At 59.9% G+C, this 23,482-nt stretch carries 23 protein-coding genes; 10 read left to right on the top strand and 13 right to left on the bottom strand.

Going from position 1 to position 23,482, the window contains the following annotated elements; all coding sequences use genetic code 11:
* The first annotated feature begins 32 nt into the window (after positions 1-32).
* Positions 33-356, top strand: a complete 324-nt coding sequence (trxA, locus tag C5750_RS11875) for a thioredoxin (RefSeq protein WP_105734109.1) — start codon at positions 33-35, stop codon at positions 354-356.
* Positions 357-408: 52 nt separating this feature from the next.
* On the opposite strand, the gene C5750_RS11870 is transcribed toward trxA, so the two are convergent.
* The 10 genes from C5750_RS11870 to C5750_RS11825 form a co-directional block, all read right to left on the bottom strand.
* Entirely contained in the window at positions 409-1,737 is a 1,329-nt protein-coding gene (locus C5750_RS11870; protein ID WP_105734108.1) for a bifunctional folylpolyglutamate synthase/dihydrofolate synthase, read from the bottom strand.
* A gap of 42 nt (positions 1,738-1,779) precedes the next feature.
* Positions 1,780-2,697, bottom strand: a complete 918-nt coding sequence (gene accD, locus C5750_RS11865) for an acetyl-CoA carboxylase, carboxyltransferase subunit beta (protein WP_105734107.1) — start codon at positions 2,695-2,697, stop codon at positions 1,780-1,782.
* A 41-nt stretch (positions 2,698-2,738) separates the two neighbouring features.
* On the bottom strand, positions 2,739-3,578 hold the full coding sequence (gene trpA / locus C5750_RS11860; protein ID WP_105734106.1) for a tryptophan synthase subunit alpha: 840 nt from the start codon (positions 3,576-3,578) through the stop codon (positions 2,739-2,741).
* Positions 3,579-3,580: 2 nt separating this feature from the next.
* The gene (gene trpB, locus C5750_RS11855; protein ID WP_105734105.1) at positions 3,581-4,831 is read right to left on the bottom strand and encodes a tryptophan synthase subunit beta; all 1,251 of its coding nucleotides are present in this window, start codon (positions 4,829-4,831) and stop codon (positions 3,581-3,583) included.
* A 17-nt stretch (positions 4,832-4,848) separates the two neighbouring features.
* Complete coding sequence (locus C5750_RS11850; protein WP_105734605.1) at positions 4,849-5,508, bottom strand: phosphoribosylanthranilate isomerase; 660 nt, start codon at positions 5,506-5,508, stop codon at positions 4,849-4,851.
* Positions 5,509-5,572: 64 nt separating this feature from the next.
* A complete protein-coding gene (locus C5750_RS11845) occupies positions 5,573-6,202 on the bottom strand; it encodes a YdcF family protein (protein ID WP_105734604.1) in 630 nt (209 codons plus the stop codon).
* 11 nt (positions 6,203-6,213) lie between these two features.
* A complete protein-coding gene (locus C5750_RS11840; RefSeq protein ID WP_105734104.1) occupies positions 6,214-6,972 on the bottom strand; it encodes a M48 family metallopeptidase in 759 nt (252 codons plus the stop codon).
* 125 nt (positions 6,973-7,097) lie between these two features.
* Positions 7,098-7,538 (bottom strand): DUF2852 domain-containing protein, encoded by a 441-nt coding sequence (locus C5750_RS11835; protein WP_105734103.1) that lies wholly within the window; start codon positions 7,536-7,538, stop codon positions 7,098-7,100.
* 216 nt (positions 7,539-7,754) lie between these two features.
* Positions 7,755-8,900 (bottom strand): benzoate/H(+) symporter BenE family transporter, encoded by a 1,146-nt coding sequence (locus tag C5750_RS11830; RefSeq protein WP_105734102.1) that lies wholly within the window; start codon positions 8,898-8,900, stop codon positions 7,755-7,757.
* 23 nt (positions 8,901-8,923) lie between these two features.
* Complete coding sequence (locus C5750_RS11825) at positions 8,924-9,715, bottom strand: alpha/beta hydrolase (RefSeq protein WP_105734101.1); 792 nt, start codon at positions 9,713-9,715, stop codon at positions 8,924-8,926.
* A gap of 225 nt (positions 9,716-9,940) precedes the next feature.
* On the opposite strand from C5750_RS11825, the gene infC reads away from it, so the two are divergent.
* From infC to pheT, 6 genes are all read left to right on the top strand, one after another.
* Positions 9,941-10,477, top strand: coding sequence for a translation initiation factor IF-3 (gene infC / locus C5750_RS11820; protein WP_105734100.1), 537 nt, complete (start codon positions 9,941-9,943; stop codon positions 10,475-10,477).
* Positions 10,478-10,550: 73 nt separating this feature from the next.
* Positions 10,551-11,174, top strand: coding sequence for a methyltransferase family protein (locus C5750_RS11815; RefSeq protein ID WP_105734099.1), 624 nt, complete (start codon positions 10,551-10,553; stop codon positions 11,172-11,174).
* A 193-nt stretch (positions 11,175-11,367) separates the two neighbouring features.
* Entirely contained in the window at positions 11,368-11,568 is a 201-nt protein-coding gene (gene rpmI / locus C5750_RS11810) for a 50S ribosomal protein L35 (RefSeq protein ID WP_008127399.1), read from the top strand.
* Between the two features lie 31 nt (positions 11,569-11,599).
* Positions 11,600-12,001, top strand: coding sequence for a 50S ribosomal protein L20 (rplT, locus tag C5750_RS11805; protein WP_091879294.1), 402 nt, complete (start codon positions 11,600-11,602; stop codon positions 11,999-12,001).
* Between the two features lie 134 nt (positions 12,002-12,135).
* Positions 12,136-13,218: a phenylalanine--tRNA ligase subunit alpha gene (gene pheS / locus C5750_RS11800; RefSeq protein WP_105734098.1), complete on the top strand. Its 1,083-nt coding sequence runs from the start codon at positions 12,136-12,138 to the stop codon at positions 13,216-13,218.
* 95 nt (positions 13,219-13,313) lie between these two features.
* Positions 13,314-15,728 carry a phenylalanine--tRNA ligase subunit beta gene (gene pheT, locus C5750_RS11795; protein WP_105734097.1) on the top strand — a complete coding sequence of 805 codons (2,415 nt, stop codon included), beginning with the start codon at positions 13,314-13,316 and terminating at the stop codon, positions 15,726-15,728.
* 92 nt (positions 15,729-15,820) lie between these two features.
* Here pheT and C5750_RS11790 read toward each other — a convergent pair whose 3' ends face one another.
* A complete protein-coding gene (locus C5750_RS11790) occupies positions 15,821-16,633 on the bottom strand; it encodes an aspartyl/asparaginyl beta-hydroxylase domain-containing protein (RefSeq protein ID WP_105734096.1) in 813 nt (270 codons plus the stop codon).
* A gap of 306 nt (positions 16,634-16,939) precedes the next feature.
* Positions 16,940-17,932 carry an aldo/keto reductase gene (locus C5750_RS11785; RefSeq protein WP_105734095.1) on the bottom strand — a complete coding sequence of 331 codons (993 nt, stop codon included), beginning with the start codon at positions 17,930-17,932 and terminating at the stop codon, positions 16,940-16,942.
* 98 nt (positions 17,933-18,030) lie between these two features.
* Between C5750_RS11785 and C5750_RS11780 the strand changes: the two genes are divergently transcribed.
* Together C5750_RS11780 and C5750_RS11775 are read left to right on the top strand one after the other, a co-directional pair.
* Positions 18,031-18,915 carry a LysR family transcriptional regulator gene (locus tag C5750_RS11780; protein WP_105734094.1) on the top strand — a complete coding sequence of 295 codons (885 nt, stop codon included), beginning with the start codon at positions 18,031-18,033 and terminating at the stop codon, positions 18,913-18,915.
* A 68-nt stretch (positions 18,916-18,983) separates the two neighbouring features.
* Positions 18,984-19,973: a Gfo/Idh/MocA family protein gene (locus tag C5750_RS11775; protein WP_105734093.1), complete on the top strand. Its 990-nt coding sequence runs from the start codon at positions 18,984-18,986 to the stop codon at positions 19,971-19,973.
* Positions 19,974-19,988: 15 nt separating this feature from the next.
* On the opposite strand, the gene C5750_RS11770 is transcribed toward C5750_RS11775, so the two are convergent.
* On the bottom strand, positions 19,989-21,149 hold the full coding sequence (locus C5750_RS11770) for a zinc metalloprotease HtpX (protein WP_105734092.1): 1,161 nt from the start codon (positions 21,147-21,149) through the stop codon (positions 19,989-19,991).
* 226 nt (positions 21,150-21,375) lie between these two features.
* Between C5750_RS11770 and dnaK the strand changes: the two genes are divergently transcribed.
* Entirely contained in the window at positions 21,376-23,292 is a 1,917-nt protein-coding gene (gene dnaK, locus C5750_RS11765) for a molecular chaperone DnaK (RefSeq protein ID WP_105734091.1), read from the top strand.
* Positions 23,293-23,482 lie beyond the last annotated feature (190 nt).

Genomic DNA, 23,482 nt, shown 5'->3' with positions numbered 1-23,482 from the left:
GGCAACATTCAATAACCGATAAGGAAAAGCCGATGGCTACCGTCAAGATCGACACCAGCAATTTCCAGTCCGATGTACTTCAGGCAGGTCAGCCTGTTGTTGTTGATTTCTGGGCCGAGTGGTGCGGCCCCTGCAAGATGATCGCTCCTGCCCTTGAAGAAATCGCTTCGGAAATGGCAGGCAAGGTGACGATTGCCAAAGTCAACATCGACGAGAATCCGGAACTTGCAGCCCAGTTCGGCGTGCGTTCCATTCCGACCTTGCTGATGTTCAAGGATGGCGAACTGGCTGCCAATCTGGTTGGCGCTGCTCCCAAGAGCAAGCTCAGCGACTGGATCCGCAATTCAGCCGCATAAGCCGAACGTCCTATCTATCCATCCATCAAACCCGGCATTCGTGCCGGGTTTTTTATTGCGGCGGGGTGCCGTTTTCGGCCAGAACGTCGCCGGCGAGATACAGCGAGCCGCCGATGAGAATGCGGGGCGCCGGTTCGGATTTGTCCCAGCTGTCCCGCAATATTTTCAGCGCATTCTCGACGGAATGCACGGGCTCGGCGGAAAGGCCGGCATCGCCGGCGGCAATCGCCAGCTGTTCATGCGGAATGCCGGAATCGCTGGAGCGGATCGGCACAGTATAGACATGCCGCGCCATGCCGGTGAAGGCTTCGAAATAGCCGATCGGATCCTTCGTGTTGATCATTCCGGTGATGAGGAAAAGCGGGCGCGGACTGCGGTCTTCCAGCGACGCGATCGCCTCGGCGATCACCAGGCCCGCTCCGGGGTTATGCCCGCCATCGAGCCATATTTCCGAACCGGGCACTGCCAGCTCGACCAGCTTGCCCTTGATCAGACGCTGCATGCGGGCGGGCCATTCGACCGTCGTCATGGCGGTTTCGATGGCATAATCCGGCAGCGTAAAGCCCGCCGTCTTCACGGCCTGAATGGCGGCAGCCGCATTGGACAATTGGTGCCGCCCGAGCAAGGCCGGCAGGGGCAGGTCGAGCAGGCCCGTATTGTCCTGATAGATCATCCGGCCGCGCTCTTCAAAGGCAAGGAAATCCTGGCCATAGACGGCAAACGGGCAATCCCGCCGCTCAGCCGTCTCGATCAGCACCAGGCGTGCCGCTTCTTCTTCCTGCGCACCGATGACAACCGGACAGCCCGGCTTGATGATCCCGGCCTTCTCCGCTGCAATCAGCTCGACACGGTCGCCGAGATAGGGCTGGTGATCGAGTGAGATCGGCATGATGACGCTGACCGCAGGCTCCGCAATGACATTGGTCGCGTCGAAACGGCCGCCAAGCCCGACCTCCAGGATCACGGCATCGGCCGGGTGTTCGGCAAACAGCACGAAGGTGACGGCGGTCAGTATCTCGAAAACAGTGATGGCCTGACCGGCATTGGCTTCCTCGACCCGGGTGAGTGCATCGGCAAAGGTTTCATCGTCGACCAGCTTGCCGCCGCCCGGCGCACCGAGCCTGTAACGCTCATACCAGTGAACGAGATGCGGCGAGGTGTGCACGTGCACCGTATAACCGGCAGCTTCCAAAAGCGCCCGCGAGAAAGCAACGCAGGATCCCTTGCCATTGGTGCCCGCCACATGGATAACGGGCGGCATTTTCAGGTGCGGATTGCCCAAGGCATGGAGAAGACGCGTGATGCGCCCCAGCGACAGGTCGAAACCCTTTGGGTGAAGCCCGAGCAAACGCTCGATGATCGCCTCAGCCTTCGACGACACAGACAAAGCCAAGGGCAAAGGCCTCCAGAACCATCAATTGAATCAAGCTTCGGCTTCAATCGTTGCCGGCAGCGCCGCACCATTGGGCTTGGCAACGGGAACCTCGGTGGCCTTTTCGCCCATGAGCATCTTCAACAGACGCGCGATGGTGGCTTTGAGTTCGGTACGCGGCACGACCATGTCGACCATGCCATGGGCCTTCAGGTATTCGGCGGTCTGGAAGCCTTCCGGCAGCTTTTCGCGGATGGTCTGCTCGATGACACGTTGCCCGGCAAAGCCAATCAGCGCGCCCGGCTCGGCAATGTGGATATCGCCCAGCATGGCGTAGGAGGCGGTGACGCCGCCCGTGGTCGGGTTGGTGAGGACGACGATATAGGGCAGGCCCGCTTCCTTCAGCATCTCCACGGCAACCGTGGTGCGCGGCAGCTGCATCAGCGAAAGAATGCCTTCCTGCATGCGGGCGCCGCCGGATGCGGCAAACAGCACCAGCGGCCGCTTCTCGGCGATTGCCGTTTCAAACGCCTTGATGATGGCTTCGCCCGCCGCCATGCCCAGCGATCCGCCGATGAAGCTGAAATCCTGAACTGTTGCCACGATCGGCAGGCCTTCGATCGTGCCCAGTGCGTTGATGATCGTGTCTTCGACACCGGATTTGGCGCGATGTTCCTTGAGGCGGTCGATATAGCGCTTCTCATCGCGGAACTTCAGCGGATCGGTGACCACTTTCGGCTGTTCCAGCAATTCGTAGGCGCCATCGTCGAAAAAGTAGCGCAGGCGGTCCTTGGCACGAATGCGCATGTGGTGGCCGGACGACGGCACGACCCACTGGTTCTTTTCCAGATCCGTATGGAAGACCATTTCACCGGAAACCGGATCCTTGATCCAGAGGTTTTCGGGCATTTCGCGGCGACCAAGCATCGAATTGATCTTCGGCCGGACGTAATTTGTGATCCAGTTCATGATCGGTCCTGTTCCTTCGTCGGTATTGTGATTTAGGGCTTCTATTCCGCCGCTGCAAGGCGCACGGCGCGCACACCGGTGGAAAGTCCCTGCACCATCGTGGCGACGGCTTCAGCCGGATCGGCGACAAGCGAGCCGTCCGGGCGGATTGTATTGGCAACGGCATTGACGATCGCGGTGCCGACGACGACGCCATCGGCTGCGGTGCCGATGACCTTGGCCTGCTCGGCGGTCTTGACGCCGAACCCGACCACAACCGGCAGGTCCGTGTGTTCTTTGATGCGCTTGACTGCGTCCGCAACCTTGCTCGTATCGGGCAGGGCAGAACCGGTGATACCGTTCATCGAGACGTAGTAGACAAAGCCGGACGTGTTCTGCAGTACCTTGGGAAGGCGCTTTTCATCCGTCGTTGGCGTGGCCAGCCGGATGAAGTTGATCCCGGCCTTGATGGCGGGAATGCACAGTTCAGCATCCATTTCCGGCGGCAGGTCGACGATGATCAGGCCATCGATACCGGAGGCTACGGCGTCCTTGAGGAAGCGGTCGACACCGTAGATATAGATCGGATTGTAGTATCCCATCAGAACGATCGGCGTGGTGTTGTCGCTCTCGCGGAAGCTCGCGGCAAGCGCGAGTGTCTTTGTCAGCGACATGCCCTTTTTCAGGGCACGCAGGCCAGCCGCCTGAATTGCCGGGCCATCGGCCATGGGATCGGAAAAGGGAACGCCGAGCTCGATGATATCAGAACCGGAACCGGGCAGCGCCTTCATGATCTTCAGCGAGGTCTCATAATCGGGATCGCCGCCCATGAAATAGGTCACCAGCGCTGGACGCCCCTCAGCCTTCAACGCGGCAAATTTTCTGTCGATGCGGGTCGCCATGCTTAAATCTCCATACCCATGAGTTTGCCGACCGTATGCACATCCTTGTCGCCGCGACCTGACAGATTGACGATCATGATCTTGTCCTGCGCCATTTCAGGCGCGATTTTCACGGCCTGGGCAATGGCATGGGCCGATTCGAGCGCGGGAATGATGCCTTCGACGCGCGTCGTCAGCTGGAATGCATCGAGCGCCTCGTCATCGAGGATCGGCACGTAGGAAACCCGGCCGGTATCGCGCAGCCAGGAATGCTCCGGTCCGACGCCCGGATAATCGAGACCGGCGGAAACCGAATGGCCATCGAGAATCTGGCCGTCCTTGTTCTGCAGGAGATAAGTGCGGTTGCCATGCAGCACGCCTGGGCTGCCGGCGCTCATGGAGGCGCAATGCTCCTCGCCATCAAGGCCGCGCCCGCCGGCTTCAACGCCGATGATCTCGACGCTCTTGTCGTCGAGGAAGGGATGGAACAGGCCGATGGCGTTGGAACCGCCGCCGACAGCCGCAATGATCGTATCGGGCAGGCGGCCTTCACGCTCGAGAATCTGCGCACGCGCTTCCTCGCCGATCACCGACTGGAAATCGCGCACCAGCTCCGGATAGGGATGCGGGCCTGCAGCGGTACCGATGAGATAATAGGTGTCATCGACATTCGAGACCCAGTCGCGCAGCGCCTCGTTCATCGCATCCTTCAAGGTGCCATGACCGGAGGCGACGGGCTTCACTTCAGCCCCCAGCAGCTTCATGCGGAAAACATTGGGCGCCTGCCGTTCAACGTCGGTTGCGCCCATATAGACGACGCAGGGCAGGCCGAACCGTGCCGAGACCGTTGCCGACGCAACGCCGTGCTGGCCGGCACCGGTTTCCGCGATGATGCGGGTCTTGCCCATGCGCTTGGCCAGCAGAATCTGCCCAAGGCAGTTGTTGATCTTGTGGCTGCCGGTATGGTTGAGGTCCTCGCGCTTGAAGTAGATTTTTGCGCCGCCATCAAGACCTCTGTCTTTCGCCAGCTGGCGGACATGCCTGGTCAAACCTTCGGCATAATACAGCTTTGACGGGCGCCCGGCATAGTTGGTGGACAATTCGCGCAGCTCGGCTTTGAAGGCCGGATCATTCTTGGCGTCGTCATAGGCCTGCTGCAATTCAAGGATCAGCGGCATCAGGGTCTCGGCAACGAAACGCCCGCCGAAAATGCCGAACATGCCCTCTTCGTCGGGGCCTGTCTTGAATGAATTGGGTTCTACCGCCTTGTCCACCGTTCCGCTCCGTTTGTTCAGGCCACGCCAGCGCTTTTGGCAGCGCGCGCAACCCGGAAAAATTCTCTGATCAGGCTAACATCTTTTACACCCGGCGCTGACTCGACGCCGGATGAAATATCGATGCCGCGCGCATTCGTCGCTTCCAGCGCCTCGGCAATGTTGCCGACATTGAGGCCTCCGGAAAGCATGTAATCGATGGAAGCGTCAAGGCCGCCGAGGATCTGCCAGTCGAAAGACACGCCATTTCCTCCTGGAAGGTCAGATCCCTTGGGGGGCTTGGCATCGAAGAGAAAGCCGTCTGCAATGCCGATATAGGGGGCAATCGCGTCAAGATCGCGGCGTTCGCGCAGCGCCAGGGCCTTGATGACGGGCAAGCCGTAGCGCTGTTTCACGGCGCTGATGCGGGCCGGACTTTCGTCGCCGTGCAGCTGCAGCATATCAGGTTGCATTCCGGCAACGATCGCATCCAGCGTTGCGTCATCCGCATTCACGCTGACCGCAACGGCCTTGGCGCGGCCCTTTGCGGCGGTACGCAGGCGCCCCGCAGTTTGCGGATCGATATTGCGCGGGCTTTTGGGGAAAAAGATGAAGCCGATATGCGACGCGCCTTCATCCAGCGCTGCCGCCACGGCTTCGTCGGTCTTTAATCCGCATATTTTGATATCAAGGCTCATAACCGGTGCCAGTGCCATGAAAACGCGCAAGAGTCGAGGATTTTGCGCGGTTTATCCTTCGATACTAGAGGTGGTGGTCATAGCCCGCTTTGACAAGGAAATCGAACGCATCTGCGACATCCGGCGGAACCGGTTGCGCAATCTGAAAGCCTTTGGCCGGATAGTCGATCATGCGTTTGATGTCGCCGACCATTTCATGGATCAGCTTGGGAAGCGGATAGGCCGTCAGCGGTTGATCCTCAAAGCCGTGCAGCGGTGCCGTTACCATGGCGGTTACCTCCGGCCACTGCGCGCGCACCGTCGCGAAGGCCCGGCGCTGCGTCTGCGGTTTGGTGACGATGATGATGCGCTTGACGGCATCACCAGCTATGTCCCGCGCAAAGCGGATGTTCTCGCCGATATTGGTTGCGTTCGGTTCAATCAGAATTGCATCGGCGGGAACACCGGCACCAATGGCGCGCGCGGCAAACGCTTCCGCTTCGGTCGTTGTGTAGAGATGGTTGGTCCAGTTGCCGGCCTTGCCGGTGAACAGGATTTTGGCGGCCAGCCCCTGATGCCACAGATCGGCACAGCGGCCGGCCACGCGCAGATCATAACTGCCGAGGCCGACAATCAGGCCGGCCGGACCCAGCGGATCATAAACGAGATGGAAATCCCACAGGATTCGGGCGGCCGCTTCTATGGCGGGCGTGATAGGTTCCGGCATCAGCTGAAATCGATGGCCTGCAAGGCGCTGCCATTGCGTTTCAACCAGGCCTTGCAGCGTTCCGTATCCGGGCAGAGCTCACCGCAGAGTTTCCAGAATTTGGGCCCGTGGTTCATCTCTTTCAGATGAGCAACCTCATGCGCCACGAGATAGTCGATGATCGGCGGCGGCGCCATCATGATGCGCCAGGAAAAGGAAAGGGTGCCGTCCGAGGTGCAGGACCCCCAGCGGCTTTTGGTATCCTTGAGGCGGATGATCTTGGCCCGCCGCCCGACCGTTGCGGTATGCCGCGCCACCAGCATGTCCAGATCGTGCCGTGCCTCACGCTTGAGGAAGTCGCCGACCCGGCGCGCCAGATGCGGCCGGTCGCCATGGACGATCAGGCGCGGGCCCTCCGCGCCGTTTTCCTGCTGCACGGTTCCGCGCTTGCCCGGCTCGTGCACGATGAGATGCGGGACGCCGCGGATCGGGATTTTGACCCCCGGCCGCACTTTGGGCTGGTCCGGCATCCTGGCAATGCGGGTCTCGATCCAGCCCTCGTGGCGCGCCAGGAATTTATCGACTTCGCGCGCCGGCATGCCCGGCGGCACGGTGATCCGCAATCCCTTGCCGCCCGCATCGATGCGCAGGGTAAGACGTGTCGCGCGCGGGTTTTCCATCACGCGCAACGGCAGGACGCGGCCCGCAACCTCGTAGTTCCGCTCGGCTTTCAGCGTCGCGGATTTTTTCGGCGGGCTTCGGAACAGCGATAGGATCATGGCCGGGACTTTAATTGATTCGGGTGAAAGCCGTGAGACAAAACAGAGGCGGCGCCGGATCGCTCCGGCGCCGCTTTGCTGGGGACGTGCGGGCAGGACTGGAGGGAACTGTCCGCGGAATGGCGTTATTCCTCTCCGGCGTCGTTGGCGCCCGGCGACGGCTTCTTTGCCGCGGCATTGCGTTCAGCCATGAAGCGGTCAAACTCTTCCCGGTCCTTGGCCCGGCGCAGTTCATGCGCATAGTCCTCGAACGCGGCGCGCATCTCTTCGAGCTTGCGGCGTTCTTCGGCCAAGCGCTCGAGTTCCTTTTCGCGCCATTCGTCAAAGGCGACATTGCCTGTGCCGAACGAACCGCGTCCGAAAGACGGACCCTTGCCGCGGCGGAATGCGCCGCAGAAGCCATCGGTGGCGCGGCTGACGTCGCGCTTGAAACCATCCAGCCGGTTACCCCAAAGGATGTAAGCGAGCATGGCGAAACCAAGCGGCCAGAACAGCATGAAACCAATAACCATCAGGGCGATGGTGGCAGGGGTCCAGCCTGGCCGGATCAAAGCAGCATTGTTCATAAAAGCTCTTCCTTCTCACGAAAGCCCGACCCGCACATGACCCCAAAAACCGGAATGGTTTTTGGATAAGGATCATGTGCCAATCCAAAAGTTATACTGCGTCCTTTGTGCGCCCTGCAGGGCGCACGGCGCAGTATTGGTCGATTGTTTACGACATGGGAGGCGGATTGCGGCTTTTCAAGAAATGCCGGGCTCGAATGCGGTAAGGGTTTGGAATCAGATATGTTTCTTTGCGTGATCGAAGGCAACGACAAGCAGGCCCGCCACTAGCGCCCAGAAGGCAGCGCCGATTCCGGCAATGGAAATGCCCGATGCCGTCACGGCAAAGGTGACGACGGCGGCAAGCCGCTCCGTCTCGTTTTTCAGCGCGATCGTCAGCGCATTGGCAAAGGCGCCGATCAGGGCAAGGCCGGCGACGAGCGCGATCAGGGGGGCCGGCAGCACGGCAAACAGGGCCACCAGCGAAGCGCCGAAAATGGCCAGTATCAGATAGGACAGCGCATAGAACGGGCCGGTCAGCCAGCGCTGTGCCGGGTCCGGATGAGCATCCGGCCCGGTGCAGATGGCCGCTGAAATGGCGGCCATGTTGCTCGTATGTGCACCGAAGGGCGCCGTCAGCAGCGAAAGGAGCCCTGTTACCCGCAAAGCCGCCGCCGTCGGTGGCTCGTATCCGGCGGCGCGAAGCACGGCAAAGCCGGGCAGGTTCTGCGACGCCATGGTGACGAGATAAAGCGGCAGCGCGATGCCGATGATCGCCCGTGTGTCGAAGACCGGCATGATGAGGGTGAGCGTCGAGAGGCCGATATCCGGCACGCTGGCAACACGGCCGCTGAGGAAGGCGAAGAGAATGCCGCCGGACAGCACGGCGAGGACCGCCATGGCCGGATTGAACAGGCGGATGACGAAGAAGAGAAGCACCAATGGCAGGACGAAGAGCGGATCGACGGGAATTGTGCGGGCCGCACCGGTCAGGAAAGCGAACAGGACGCCCGCCAGCATGCCGGAGGCAATCGATGCCGGGATTTTGGAAACCAGGCCGGAAACCGGTTTGACCAGTCCCGTGATGATGATGGCGATGGCCGTGACAATGAAGGCGCCGACACCCTGCTGCATGGTAAAGCCGGTGCTGGCCCCGATCAGCGCCAGACCCGGTGTCGACCATGCGGTGATGATCGGCATCTTGTAACGCCAGCTGAGAAAGCCGGTGGAAATGAACATGGCGAGACACAGCGCCGTGACCCAGCTTGCCGTCTGCGCCTGGGTTGCGCCAAGGGCCTGTGCCGCCGCGATGATCAGCGCGAGCGTGCCACCAAATCCGACAATGGCGGCAACGACGGCAGAAGCAATCACGGAGGAGCGCATGGGATGAAACCTGTTGGGGGAATTTACAGAATGGGCGTGCGGCTTTTCGAGCGGTCCACCATCGAAGCCACGGTGCGGGTGAGAAGTTCCAGATCCTGCGGGCGTGACAGGCGATGGTCACCGTCGCGCACCAGCGTAATCGTCACGTCGTCAACCGGCAAGTGATCAACCAGCCGCAGGGCGTGGGTATAGGGAACATCTTTGTCTTCCATCCCCTGCAGGATGTGCACGGGGCAGCCGGTCCGTATCACCCCCTTCAGCACCTGATTGGCCCGGCCGTCGTCCAGAAGGGCCTTGGTGTAGATATAGGGCTCCGGGGCATATTCGGATGGTTCTTCCATATAGCCCCGCTCGGCAAGCTGGCGGCGCTGGTCCAGCGTCAATTGGGGTTCGACCAGTTCGCACGTGAAATCCGGTGCCGGTGCGATCAGGACCAGCCCGGCAATGCGGCCGTGTTCACCGGCCTTTTGCAGCTCTTCGATCATGCGCAGGGCGATCCAGCCGCCCATGGATGAACCGATAAGGATTTGCGGTCCCGCCGAAAATTTTTTGAAGACCGCAAGGCTCTGTTCAAGCCAGAGCGAAATCGTGCCGTCACGAAACGCACCGCCCGACTCGCCATGGCCGGAGTAATCGTGGCGCAGGAATGCGTGGCCGTTGGCTTCAGCCCATTGATCCAGCCATTCCGCCTTGCTGCCGAGCATGTCCGAACGGTAGCCGCCGAGCCAGACAATGCCGGGCTCAGCCCCGGCGCGGCGGCGCAGGGCGATTGCAATGTCATTGTGGGTGAGGAATACCGGCGGGTGAGCCGTCATATGTCAGTCTCCAGGATGTGCCGCTTGCTTTTGCCATGCAAAATTCGATGATGAAACCCATTCAACTGGCAGCCATGTTGTATAGAATGCGAATATTCCTATATCTGAACCAGATGATTTATCCGTGAAAAGATGTTATTGAGCTAACCGCCGCAGACAAAGCATTGCAGGCGGGGCCCGACGGTGCTATTTGCGGGACCGAAATAATTCAAGGAGACTACTGCCATTCGCCGACCCTTTAGAGCACAGGTGGTCCAGAAAGATGGACCGCGTTCCAACCGCGATATCCGGGTACCCCAGGTACAGCTCATTGATGCCGAAGGTGAAAACCACGGTATCGTTACGATTCAGGCCGCGCTGGCCATGGCCGATGAGGCTGGACTCGATCTCGTCGAGATCGTGCCGAATGCCGAGCCGCCGGTGTGCAAGATTGTTGACCTTGGGAAACTGAAGTACCAGGGACAGAAGAAGGCTGCCGAGGCGCGCAAGAAGCAGAAGACGGTCGAAATCAAAGAAATCAAGATGCGGCCGAACATCGACACACATGATTATGATGTGAAGATGAAGGCGATCAAGCGATTCTTCGACGAAGGCGACAAGGTCAAGGTGACATTGCGTTTCCGTGGCCGCGAAATGGCGCACCAGGAACTCGGAATGCGGCTGCTCGACCGGGTCAAGGAAGATACGGTCGACATTTCCAAGGTAGAGGCCGAGCCAAGATTGGAAGGCCGCCAGATGATGATGGTTCTGGCGCCACGTTAAAGCTGAACGAGAGTTTAAGACAAAGGCCGCCTTCGGGCGGCTTTTGTCTTGATCGAACTGGATAAGGGCTGACATGGCGCTCACATCTCCGAAGGACATGGCCCGGTTTCAGCGGCGCCGGCGAATTGTGCTGGCAGTCATCATTTTTCTGATTCTCGGCGCCTTGTTGACGGTTCGCTCCGCCTGGGCCGACAATTGGACCCACGAATACATCGAGGACTTCGGCATTGGCGTGATTGTTCTGGCAATCCTGGGCCGCATGTGGTGCACGCTCTACATTGGCGGGCGCAAGAGCTCCGAAATCGTCCGCCTCGGTCCCTATTCGATGAGCCGCAACCCGCTTTATGTGTTCAGCACCGTGGGGGCTTTCGGTATTGGCATGATGACGGGCAGCCTGACCGTCGCCCTGATATTGGCTGTGCTTTGCTATATCGCCTTCCACTTTGTCATCGTCGCCGAGGAAGGTTATCTGGAAACCGTTTTTGGCGAGACCTACCTTGCCTATAAGCGCGAAGTGCCACGCTTCTTTCCCAATCTCCGGCTTTACCGGGAGTCAGACGTTTTAAGCGTAAAATCTTCAATGCTGTACAAGACATTGGCGGACGGGCTGGTCTTTTTCATTTCCTACCCCCTGCTCGAGTTCGCTGAATATCTGCAATCGGCGAATATTCTGCCCGTCCTCTTTCGGTTTTACTGATTTTTTGCAGATCCGGAGACGATTCAGCAGTTGCGCTTTTTCCGGCTTCTCGGTATAAGGCCGCGTTCAAACCGCCCGGCAGGGCATGCCGTGGCGGTTTTGCATGCTTTCAGACTTTGGTCGGTCTGAAGTGAAATCAGAAGGGTTCAGGCTCCTGCGGAGCGACGGGAACCCTAGAAATAGGAGTAGCAAAATGCCCAAAATGAAGACCAAATCGGCCGCCAAGAAACGGTTCAAAATCACTGGGACTGGCAAGATTAAAGCCGCCGCCGCTGGCAAACGCCATGGCATGATCAAACGTTCGAACAAATTCATTCGTGACGCACGTGGCACAATGGTTCTCGCCGATGCCGATGCGAAAATCGTGAAGAAGTTCTTGCCCAACGGCCTTTAAGCCGACAGCGACGTTTTAAGGAGATCATATCATGGCACGTGTCAAACGGGGCGTTACGTCCCACGCCAAGCATAAAAAAGTTCTGAAGCAGGCTGAGGGTTTCCGCGGCCGCCGCAAGAACACCATCAAGACTGCAAAGGCTGCCGTCGATCGTTCGAAGCAGTACGCCTACCGCGACCGCAAGAACAAGAAGCGCACGTTCCGCGCGCTCTGGACTCAGCGTATCAATGCTGCCGTGCGTGAGCATGGCCTGACATACAGCCGTTTCATCGACGGTCTGAGCAAGTCCGGCATCGAGGTTGACCGCAAGGTTCTGTCGGATCTGGCGATCCACGAGCCGGCAGCATTCGGTGCACTCGTGGCTTCCGCCAAGAAGGCACTGGAATACCTGAAGAACACCACACCGAATGCTTTTGAAGGCGCTGTTCACTAAGTCAGCCGCCGTTCCCAAAGCATATTCGGAAATAAGACTTGGGAAACCCGCGCTGGCTCGGCTGGCGCGGGTTTTTCAATTTTCTGCATTGAATTGATCGCATAATCGCTCAAGACGCGAAACAGGTGAGAAGCATGGACGATCTGGTACAACTGGAAAGCGCGCTGGTCGCGCAGATTGAGGCAGCGAATGACGAAGCGGCCATCGAGGCTGTCCGTGTTGCTGCGCTTGGCAAGAAGGGCTCGATTTCGGAAAAGCTGAAATCGCTGGGCTCGATGTCGCCGGAAGAACGGCAGACGCAGGGACCGGCCATCAACGGTTTGAAGAACCGCGTCACCGATGCGCTCGCCAGCCGCAAAAGCACGCTCAAGGATGCGGCAATTGCCGAGCGCCTCGAAAAGGAAAAGCTGGATGTTACCCTGCCCGTACGCACGGCACCGGCCGAGCGCGGACGCATCCATCCGATCAGCCAGGTCGTTGATGAAATCACGGCGATCTTCGCCGATATGGGTTTTTCAATTGCCGAAGGCCCGGATGTCGAGACCGACTACTACAATTTCACGGCGCTGAATTTTCCCGAAGGCCATCCGGCGCGGGAGATGCACGACACGTTTTTCTTCAACCCGGATGAGAATGGCGAGCGCAAGCTTCTGCGCACCCATACGAGCCCGGTGCAGATCCGCACCATGGAAAAGCAGAAGCCGCCGATCCGCATCGTCATCCCCGGCAAGACCTACCGCATGGATTCCGATGCCACCCACTCGCCGATGTTCCATCAGGTGGAGGGGCTGGTCATCGACAAGACGGCCAATGTCGCCAACATGAAGTGGGTGCTGGAAGAGTTCTGCAAGGCGTTCTTCGAGGTTCCGTCCCTGCAGATGCGTTTCCGCCCGTCCTTCTTCCCGTTCACCGAGCCGTCGCTGGAAGTCGATATCCAGTGCGACCGGTCGGGCAATGAGGTCAAGTTCGGCCAGGGCACGGACTGGATGGAAATCCTTGGCTGCGGCATGGTTCATCCGAATGTCCTGCGCCATGGCGGGCTTGATCCGGACGAGTATCAGGGCTTTGCCTGGGGCATGGGCATCGATCGCATCGCCATGCTCAAATATGGCATGCCGGACCTGCGCGACTTCTTCGACGCCGATGTGCGCTGGTTGCAGCATTACGGCTTCCGCCCGCTCGACATGCCGACCCTGTTCGGCGGCCTGAGCGCATGATCAGGCATGGCTTTTCGCCTGACATGGAACTTTTATGCGAGCGGTTTCGCCTTGTCGAAACCCTCAAACGCTGAAATCGAGAAACGAGTGAAATCATGAAATTCACCCTCTCCTGGCTCAAAGATCATCTTGAAACCGAGGCTTCGCTCGGCGAGATCGTCGATACCTTGACCATGATCGGTCTTGAAGTGGAATCGCTGGACGACAAGGCGGCGTTGAAACCCTTTGTCATCGCCAGGGTGCTCACCGCTGCGCGCCATCCGGATGCGGACAAGCTGCAGGTGCTGACCGTGGATACCGGCGACGGCAAGCCGTTGCAGGTCGTTTGCGGTGCGCCCAATGCCCGTGCCGGCCTGATCGGTGCATTCGCAGCGCCGGGTGCCTACGTTCCTGGTATCGACATGACCCTTTCGGTCGGCAAGATTCGCGGCGTCGAAAGCCATGGCATGATGTGCTCGGAGCGCGAGCTGCAGATGTCGGACGAGCACAACGGCATTATCGATCTGCCGGCCGACGCCCCTGTCGGCACCAGTTTTGCGGCCTATGCCGGGCTGGATGATCCGGTCATCGAAATCAACCTGACACCGAACCGTCCCGACTGCACCAGCATTTACGGTGTTGCCCGGGATCTGGCCGCAGCCGGTCTGGGCACGCTGAAAAGCAATGCCGTCGAGCCGGTGAAAGGCACGGGCAGCCCGTCCGTCAGCGTATCGCTGGATTTCGGCGACCGCGCGCCGATGTGCGAAGGTTTCGCCCTGCGCACGGTCAAGGGCGTGAAGAACGGACCGAGCCCGAAATGGTTGCAGCAGCGGCTGATGGCCATCGGCCTGCGGCCGATCAATGCGCTGGTCGATATCACCAACTACATGACGTTCGATCGCGGCCGTCCGCTGCATGTGTTCGACGCCGACAAGGTGAAGGGCAATCTCACCGTGCGCTGGGCGCGGGAAGGCGAGACGATCCTGGGTCTCAACGGCAAGGAATACACGCTGAACCCGGAAATCGGCGTGATCGCCGATGCGGAAGGCGTCGAGTCGCTTGCCGGTGTCCTCGGCGGCGAACATTCCGGCTGCGATGAAAACACGACGAATGTCGTGGTTGAGTCGGCCCTTTGGGATGCCATGACCATTGCCCGCACCGGCCGCAATCTCGGTGTTATCACCGATGCGCGCTACCGGTTCGAGCGCGGCGTCGATCCGGAATTCATGGTGCCGGGCCTCGAACTTGCCACGCACATGATCCTTGACCTGTGCGGCGGTACGCCTTCGCAAACCCAGGTCGTCGGCTATAAGGGCCACACACCGAAGTCGGTGACCTTCCCGGCAGCGGAGGTCAAGCGCCTCACCGGTATCGACGTGCCGGTCGAGACGAGCCTCGACATTCTCAGCCGTCTCGGCTTCCAGCCGCAAGGCAGGGGCGAGGTGGTGGATGTTCTGGTTCCGTCCTGGCGTCCGGATGTGGACGGCAAGGCCGATCTGGTGGAGGAAGTCATGCGTATCCATGGCGTTAACCGCATCGATCCGCAGCCGCTGCAAAGCCACGCTGATGTCAACGGCAAGATCCTGACCACCCTGCAGATCCGCACCCGCAATGCCAGGCGCGCACTCGCCTCGCGCGGAATGATGGAAGCCGTCACCTGGTCGTTCATTTCGGAAGAACAGGCAAAGCTGTTCGGCGGCGGCCAGCCATCGCTGAAACTCGCCAACCCCATTGCCGCCGATATGTCGGATATGCGCCCGTCGCTCTTGCCAAGTCTGCTGGCTGCTGCCCAGCGCAATGCCGATCGCGGCTTCAATGATCTTGCCCTGTTCGAGGTCTCCGGAACCTATGAGGGCAATACGCCGGAAACCCAGCGCCGCGTTGCTGCCGGCGTGCGCCGCGGCACGGCCAAGCTGGACGGTTCCGGCCGCCACTGGGCCGGAAACGCCGCGCCGGTCGGCGTGTTCGACGCCAAGGCCGATGCCCTTGCGGTGCTTGAAGCCTGCGGTGCGCCCGTCGACAAGCTGCAGATCGAGAGTGGCGGTCCAGCCTGGTATCATCCCGGCCGCTCCGGCACGATCAAGCTCGGCCCGAAGGTCATTCTCGGCACATTCGGCGAGTTTCACCCGAAGACGCTGGAAACGCTTGATGTCTCGGGCGCTCTCTGCGGCTTCGAAGTCTACATCGATGCGATCCCCGAGCCGAAGCAGAAGGCGACCCGTACCAAACCGCCGCTGACGCTGTCGGATTTCCAGACGGTCCGCCGCGATTTTGCATTCGTCGTCGACAGGTCGGTGGATGCGGCCTCGATCGTTCGCGCGGCGCTCGCCGGCGACAAGAAGCTGATCACGGGTGTTCAGGTGTTCGATCTGTTCGAAGGCCCGTCGCTGGGTGCCGGCAAGAAATCCGTTGCCATCGAAGTTGCGATCCAGCCGCAGGAGCGTACGCTCAATGACGAGGATCTCGACGCGCTGACCAAGCGGATTGTCGAAAGCGTGGGCAAGCAGACCGGCGCTGTGCTGCGCGGGTAAGGACCGAACCACGCACAATGGTCGTGCAACCAAAAACCCACCAACAAAAAAGGGGCGCAATGCGCCCCTTTTCATTTGGTCCGGAACCGGACTTATTTCTGGATGACTTTCCAGTTCTTGTAAAAGATCGAATTGCTGCCCTTGAGGATCAAGCCCATGAACGAGACGATGGCGGCATAGAGACCGGGCAGATGGGACGGGCGGAGAATATCGACGAACAGGCAATAACGCGTCTGGTCGGTCTGGTTGACGGACTGGTGCATCAGCGTGTCGTCGAAAATGAACAGCTTGTCGTCCTTCCAGTAACTCGTCGTGTCGCCGCACCAGATATAGGCCGTGCGGTCGTTCATGTCGTTGATGTTGTAGAGGACGCGGATGGTGGCGCGGATCGGGCCAAAATGTTTTGACGTCGAGTTCTTCTTGTTGAACACCGACACGCCGATGGTCTTCACGAAATTGTACTTCTCGTAGAAGGACGGCACGCTGACGAAGCTAGGCTGGTCTTTGCCATACCATTTGAAGAAGAACATGCTGCGGGCCTGCTGTTCCGCGCGAGACTGCAGTTTGCCGACCAGGTCTTCCTTCTGCGTCGCGGTGATGAGGCGCTTGACTTCCGCCTGATAGTCGGACGGCAGGTCTTCCAGCTTGTAGACGCCCTTGTTGACATAGGGCAGCGACAGGATGTCGAGAACGATGTTCAGCGGCGACAGGATCCAGGTGAACAGGCCGTTGCCCCAGAAATACTGTTCGACCATCTGCAGATCGATGTTCTTGTTGCGCGACAGGTCATAGATTCCGCAGATCAGGTAGAAGATCACGAGATAGGGAACGAAATAGGCAAGAATTGCCAGGAGAACCAAACCGACAGCCCAGCGTCTGATCGACTTTTTTGTTGCTTTTTCCATTGTATTCCAGCTTCAGAAGGCCTGACCATCGATGAACGAACAGGGGTGGTTTGGCGTGTTAGAACAAATAAATTGCATGCACATTGCAGGGCTGCCCTGGCGGTCTTCGGCCCCGGCAACGGCGTGAAATAGGCCTCACACCGTACCATCTGTCAAGCTGGCATCATCCATGGCGGATTTATAATGTGATTTTTCTATTCAACAAATATTGGCAATCTGTCCGGAAGGCAACAGTCGCGCCTGCTGCTCTATAAAGGCGAAACAGGCAGTGCGGGGCGCTGATTGCGCAGCGCCCCGTCGCCGGTATCAGCCGTTGACGAGCGCCAGTGCGGCATCCGTGTAGCGGTTGCCGGCCACCCGTGTGGGTGAAAGCGCATCGCCGATGGTTTTCAGGTCCGCGGGCGAGAGGGAGACATCGGCCGCCGCCGCATTTTCCTCCAGGTGCCTGATCTTGCGGGCACCGGGAATCGGCACGATGAAATCACCCTGATGCAGGACCCAGGCGAGCGCCAGCTGGGCCGCTGTAATGCCTTTGTCCGCAGCCATGCCCTTCAAGGTGGCGATCAGAGCCGCATTGGCATCCATATTGTCAGCCTGGAAACGTGGCAGGGTCTTGCGCCAGTCATCCGCACCCAGCTCGTCCGGTTTGCTGATCGTGCCGGTGAGGAGGCCGCGGCCGAGCGGGCTGTAGGGGACAAAGCCGATGCCAAGTTCGCGGCAGACGGCAAAGACCTCGTCTTCCGGCTCGCGGCTCCACAGCGAATATTCGCTCTGCACGGCCGCAATCGGATGCACCTTGTGGGCGCGGCGGATCGTGGCGGCACTGGCTTCGGACAGGCCAAGCGCCTTCACCTTGCCCTGCTGCACCAGCTCCGCCATGGCGCCAACCGTGTCCTCGATGGGGACATTCGGGTCAACCCGGTGCTGGTAGAACAGGTCGATCTGCTCGATGCCGAGCCGTCCGAGTGACGCTTCCGCAACGGCCTTCACATGTTCCGGATGGCTGTTGACGCCGATCATCCGCGATGGGCCCACGCCTTCGTCGGAAATCCTGAAGCCGAATTTTGTGGCAATGACAACCTTGTCGCGCCGGTCTTTGAGGGCCTTGCCGACGAGAATCTCATTGTCGAACGGGCCATAGACCTCCGCCGTATCGAAAAAGGTCACGCCGATATCCACGGCACGATGCAGCGTGCGGATCGCATCTGCCTCGTCCTGTCCGCCATAGGCAAAGGTCATGCCCATGCAGCCGAGACCCACGGCCGATACATCGAGTTCCCCGAGTTTGCGCTTTTCCATCACTGATCTCCTTTTGCTGTGATGGCGGAAAGGTAGAGTGCCGATCAGTGTTCGATAATTCCCATATTTTTTCACAGGTTGTTCTATATAATAGATCAATGGATCGATCATACCTGCCTCAACTCTCCGTTTTTGCCACCGTTGCGGCCTGTGGCGGCTTTCGGGATGCCGCCAGGGAACTGGGCATTGCGCCGTCAGCCGTCAGCCACGCCATTTCAACCCTGGAACAGAGCCTCGGCGTGCGCCTTCTCGCGCGCACCACGCGCAGCGTCGCGGTGACAGAGGAAGGCGCGCTGCTGCTCAAGCGGCTGCGTCCGGCGCTGGCGGAAATCGATCTGGCGCTCGATGCGGCCAAGGAAGCCAACAACCGCATCGCCGGAACCCTGCGGCTGAGCGTTCCGCCCTTTGCCGCGCACTGGCTGCTGGCCCCGCGCATCGCCGCATTTGCCGCGGCCTATCCCGGGGTGACGCTTGAGCTGCGTGTCGAAGAGCCGTTCAATGACATCGTTGCGGCGGGCGTTGATGCGGGCATGCGGCTCGGCGAGAGCCTGGAACCGGACATGATTGCGGTGCGCATGAGCGATCAGATTCGGGCGAACATCGTTGCGGCACCGGATTATTTCGACAGATACCCGATACCGCTGCACCCGCATGATCTTGCCGGCCATCTGTGTATCCGCCGCCGTTTTGCCAGCGGCCGGGTCTATCGCTGGGAGTTCGAGAAGGACGGCGAGGAAATCGTCATGGATATGGACGGCCCGCTGATTCTCGGTGACGACCGGCTGGTTATCCAGGCCGCGCTGGACGGCGCCGGCGTGGCCTTCCTCTTGGAGCAGATGGCGCAGGAAGCCATTGCCGATGGGCGTTTGCTGCGTGTACTCGATGATTGGTGTGCCCCGTTTCCCGGGGTCTATCTCTATTACCCGAGCCGCCGCCAGATGCGCCCGGCCCTGCGTGCCTTCATCGATTTTTTCAAAGTCTGAACCCGGCGCAGCTTTCCATTCAGCGCCGTCTTGTCTAGGTTGCACGCCGACAAAAAGGAGAAGTCATCATGTTCCGTTGGGGTGTTCTGTCGACAGCGAAAATCGGGGTGACGGCGGTCATCCCCGCCATATGCGATGCGGAGAACTCCATCCTGTCGGGCATCGCCAGCCGCGACCTCTTGAAAGCGCGGGCGGTGGCCGGACGATTCGGCGCGCCGCATGCCTTCGGTTCTTATGAGGCCATGCTGGCCTCGGCCGATATTGACGGCGTCTACATACCGCTTCCCACCTCCCAGCATGTGGAGTGGTCGTTGAAAGCCGCCGAAGCGGGCAAGCATGTGCTGTGCGAAAAGCCGATCTCGCTGCATGCCGGCGAAATAGCGGCCCTGCAGCGCGCCCGCGACACCCATGGCGTTCTGATCGCCGAGGCGTTCATGGTGACCTATCACCCGCAATGGCTGAAAGTGCGCGATCTGATCGCCGGCGGCGCCATCGGCCGGCTGCGCCACGTGCAGGGTGCCTTCACCTATTTCAACCGGGATGCAGGCAATATGCGCAACCAGCTGTCGCTCGGCGGCGGCGCCTTGCCGGATATCGGTGTCTATCCAACGGTTGTCACCCGTTTCGTCACCGGCAAGGAGCCGGTCAGGGTTTCGGCCAATGTCGAGCGCGATGCGGATTTCGGCACCGACTGCTACGCCAGCGTGCGCGCTGATTTCAACGGTTTCGAGCTGTCCTTCTATGTCGCCACCCAGCTGGCCGCGCGCCAGTCGATGGTTTTTCACGGCGATGAAGGGTTTATCGAGGTGCATGGGCCGTTCAACACCGGCAAGTATGACCATGCCCGCGTCACGCTGCATGACAAGACCCACACGGGTGCCACGGAATGGAGTTTCGGTGACGTGAACCATTATCGCCTGCAGATCGAAGCCTTTGCTCGTGCTGCGAAGGGCGAGGATGCAGCGGTGTTTTCCCTGGAAAGCTCGGTGCTCAACCAGAAGCTGATCGACGCGGTCTATCGCGCCGGTGACACCGGCAATTGGGAAGCAGTTTCCTAGGGTCCAGACCGTCGTTCACCAATACACGCCGCCGCGTGCCATATGCACGTGCGGATCGCCATCCGGGGTGTTGAGACTTCTCGGGCAGGCTTCGCATTCGGCCTCCGGGCCGGATACCACCGGCTTGCCGGACTGGGTGTTGAGCAGCGACAGGATTTCCAGATTGCTGGAATTCCAGCGCCCGTGCTGGCGGCCGATCTGCGGAACCGGCGAAGGGCGGGTGCGAATCCGGTCCTGCGGCTTTACCATGAGCGTCGCGAGGATGTCGTCGGGCAGTGCTTCGCCGCGGGCCACCACACCCGATGCGTCTTTCAGGGCTTTCAGCCGCGCCACGCGGGTTTCCGTCAGCGGATGCGTGCGCAGGATCGACGGATCGGGAATGCGTCCGCCCGGCAGGATCAGATTTTCCCACAGCCTGCCCTGGGCTTTTTCCAGTTTTGTCAGGGCCTGGGCCAGTCCCTCCGGGTCGCCCGTCAGCAGGGATGCGCCAAGATCGGCATCGAACTCGCGGGTGCGCGACAGCGCCATCTGCAGAAGGCCGCCAATGGTGGGCGCAACCAGCAGCAACAGGACCCCCAGCCACGGCACCTGCGCGTGGGCGCCGCTGGCGAGGAATGTGATGTTGAAGAGCAGGGACACCATGCCGATGGTCGACATCAGCGAGGTAAAGCGCGACACCGTGTCGGCCAGCGCCATGACCTTCAGGTCCTCATTGCGGATATGGCTGATTTCATGCGCCAGAACGCCGGTGAGTTCGCGTGCCGTCAGCACCCGAATCAGCTGGTCCGTCACCGCGACCACGGAATTGTCTTTCCGGCCGACGGCGAAGGCATTCATCATGCGGGAGGGGATGACGTGAAGCTCGGGCGGCCGCGGCAGGCCGGCCCGGCGGGATAATTCCTCGACGATGGCCAGCCCTTGCGGAAATTCAGCGCGGGTGACAGCCCTTGCCTTATACATTTTGAGCACCATCTGAGGACTAATGCGCCGGATGGCGACAAGGCTTATTGCGCCGAAAACAAAGGCGTAGATAATGCCGACGGGCCCCGCCAGCGTAAAAGCGCAGACGACGAGCAATGCCAGGCTTCCGGCAAGAAGCAGCCATGTATGCAGCGTATTGATCAGCTGGCTGCGCCGGTGTTCGGGAAGGTTTAAGTGGAGTGCATCATCGGTCATAGGCGATATATGGCGCTAAAAAGCCGGTTTGCCGAGTCTTTTAAGGCAATTAGGCGTGTAAATGCCGCAGCTTCTGACTTGCATGGTAATTTCAGCCTTCTTATATAGCCCACAACACGCAAGTTCGGCTCGCTGTGGTCGTCTTGTATTGTTTAACCCCCCTAGGGGCTGCTGAATGGAATGCTCGGCAGAGGTCCCGGCAGCCTGCTGAATGGAGAGAAGTATAATGGCTAAAGTTATCGGTATCGATTTGGGTACGACCAACTCCTGCGTCTCCGTCATGGACGGAAAGAACGCGAAGGTCATCGAAAATGCGGAAGGTGCGCGCACGACGCCTTCGATCATCGCTTTCACGGATAGCGATGAGCGCCTTGCTGGCCAGCCGGCCAAGCGCCAGGCTGTCACCAATCCGGAAGGCACGGTCTTTGCGGTCAAGCGTCTGATCGGACGCCGTTTTGACGACCCGACCGTTGAAAAGGACAAGAAGCTTGTGCCCTATCACATTGTCAAAGGCGACAATGGCGACGCTTGGGTGGAAGTTCACAACCAGAAATATTCGCCTTCGCAGATTTCCGCGATGATCCTGCAGAAGATGAAGGAAACGGCGGAAGCCTATCTCGGAGAAAAGGTCGAGAAGGCCGTCATCACCGTTCCTGCCTACTTCAACGATGCCCAGCGTCAGGCCACCAAGGATGCCGGCAAGATTGCTGGCCTCGAAGTCCTGCGCATCATCAACGAGCCGACCGCAGCTGCCCTGGCCTATGGCCTCGACAAGAAGGAAGGCAAGACCATTGCCGTCTACGATCTGGGCGGCGGCACGTTCGACGTTTCCGTCCTGGAAATCGGCGACGGCGTTTTCGAAGTGAAGTCGACCAATGGCGATACGTTCCTTGGCGGTGAAGACTTCGACATGCGCCTGGTCGAGTATTTTGCGGCCGAGTTCAAGAAGGAACAGGGCATCGACCTGAAGAACGACAAGCTTGCCCTGCAGCGCCTCAAGGAAGCTGCGGAAAAGGCCAAGATCGAACTGTCGTCGGCCCAGCAGACCGAAATCAACCTGCCGTTCATCACGGCCGATGCTTCCGGTCCGAAGCACCTGACCATGAAGCTGTCGCGCGCCAAGTTCGAAAGCCTGGTTGACGATCTGGTCCAGCGCACCGTTGAGCCCTGCAAGGCAGCGCTCAAGGATGCGGGCCTCAAGGCCGGCGAAATCGACGAAGTGGTTCTGGTCGGCGGCATGACCCGCATGCCGAAGATCCAGGAAGTCGTGAAGGCCTTCTTCGGCAAGGAACCCCACAAGGGCGTGAACCCCGATGAAGTTGTCGCCATGGGCGCAGCCATTCAGGCCGGCGTTCTGCAGGGCGACGTCAAGGACGTTCTGCTGCTCGACGTGACGCCGCTGTCGCTCGGCATCGAAACGCTCGGCGGCGTGTTCACCCGTCTGATCGACCGCAACACGACGATCCCGACGAAGAAGTCGCAGACCTTCTCCACGGCCGAGGACAACCAGTCCGCCGTGACGATCCGCGTCTTCCAGGGTGAGCGCGAAATGGCTGCCGACAACAAGGCGCTTGGCCAGTTCGACCTCGTGGGCATTCCGCCCGCACCGCGCGGCGTTCCGCAGATCGAAGTCGGTTTCGACATCGATGCCAACGGTATCGTCAATGTGTCGGCCAAGGACAAGGGCACGGGCAAGGAGCACCAGATCCGCATCCAGGCATCTGGCGGTCTTTCCGATGCGGACATCGAAAAGATGGTCAAGGACGCCGAAGCCAATGCCGAGGCCGACAAGAAGCGCCGCGAGGCGGTCGAGTCGAAGAATCAGGCGGAAGCCCTGATCCATTCGACGGAAAAGTCGCTGAAGGATTACGGCGACAAGGTTTCGGCCGAGGACAAGCAGGCAATCGAAACGGCTCTGGCCGAATTGAAGACTGCGACCGAAGGCGACGACGCCGAAGCCATCAAGGCGAAGACGCAGACCCTTGCCGAAGTTTCGATGAAGCTCGGTCAGGCCATGTACGAAGCCGCGCAGGCCGCTGAAGGTGAAGGCGACAAGACCGAAGCCACGGCCAAGGGCCATGAGGATGTCGTCGACGCTGATTTCGAAGAAATCGACGAAAACGGCAAGAAGAAGTCTGCATAATCCGCAGCACATTATGATGAAAAGCCCGGCCCAGTGCCGGGCTTTTTGTTGGTGCTTGAGCGCAATGTCTTGCCTTCATCAGAAAAAATCGCGCCAACTTATCCACGTTCTCCCATCCTCGCTTATCCTTCTCGTGTCCTTTCCGGCGGGAATGCTTCCGGAAACTTTCGAAAGTCGGGAAAGGATCGGC

The sequence above is a fragment of the Phyllobacterium myrsinacearum genome (assembly GCF_002980555.1).
GTDB classification, from domain to species: domain Bacteria; phylum Pseudomonadota; class Alphaproteobacteria; order Rhizobiales; family Rhizobiaceae; genus Phyllobacterium; species Phyllobacterium myrsinacearum.
Note: the sequence above shows the minus strand (reverse complement) of the source record. Positions and strands in the feature narration are given on the sequence as shown.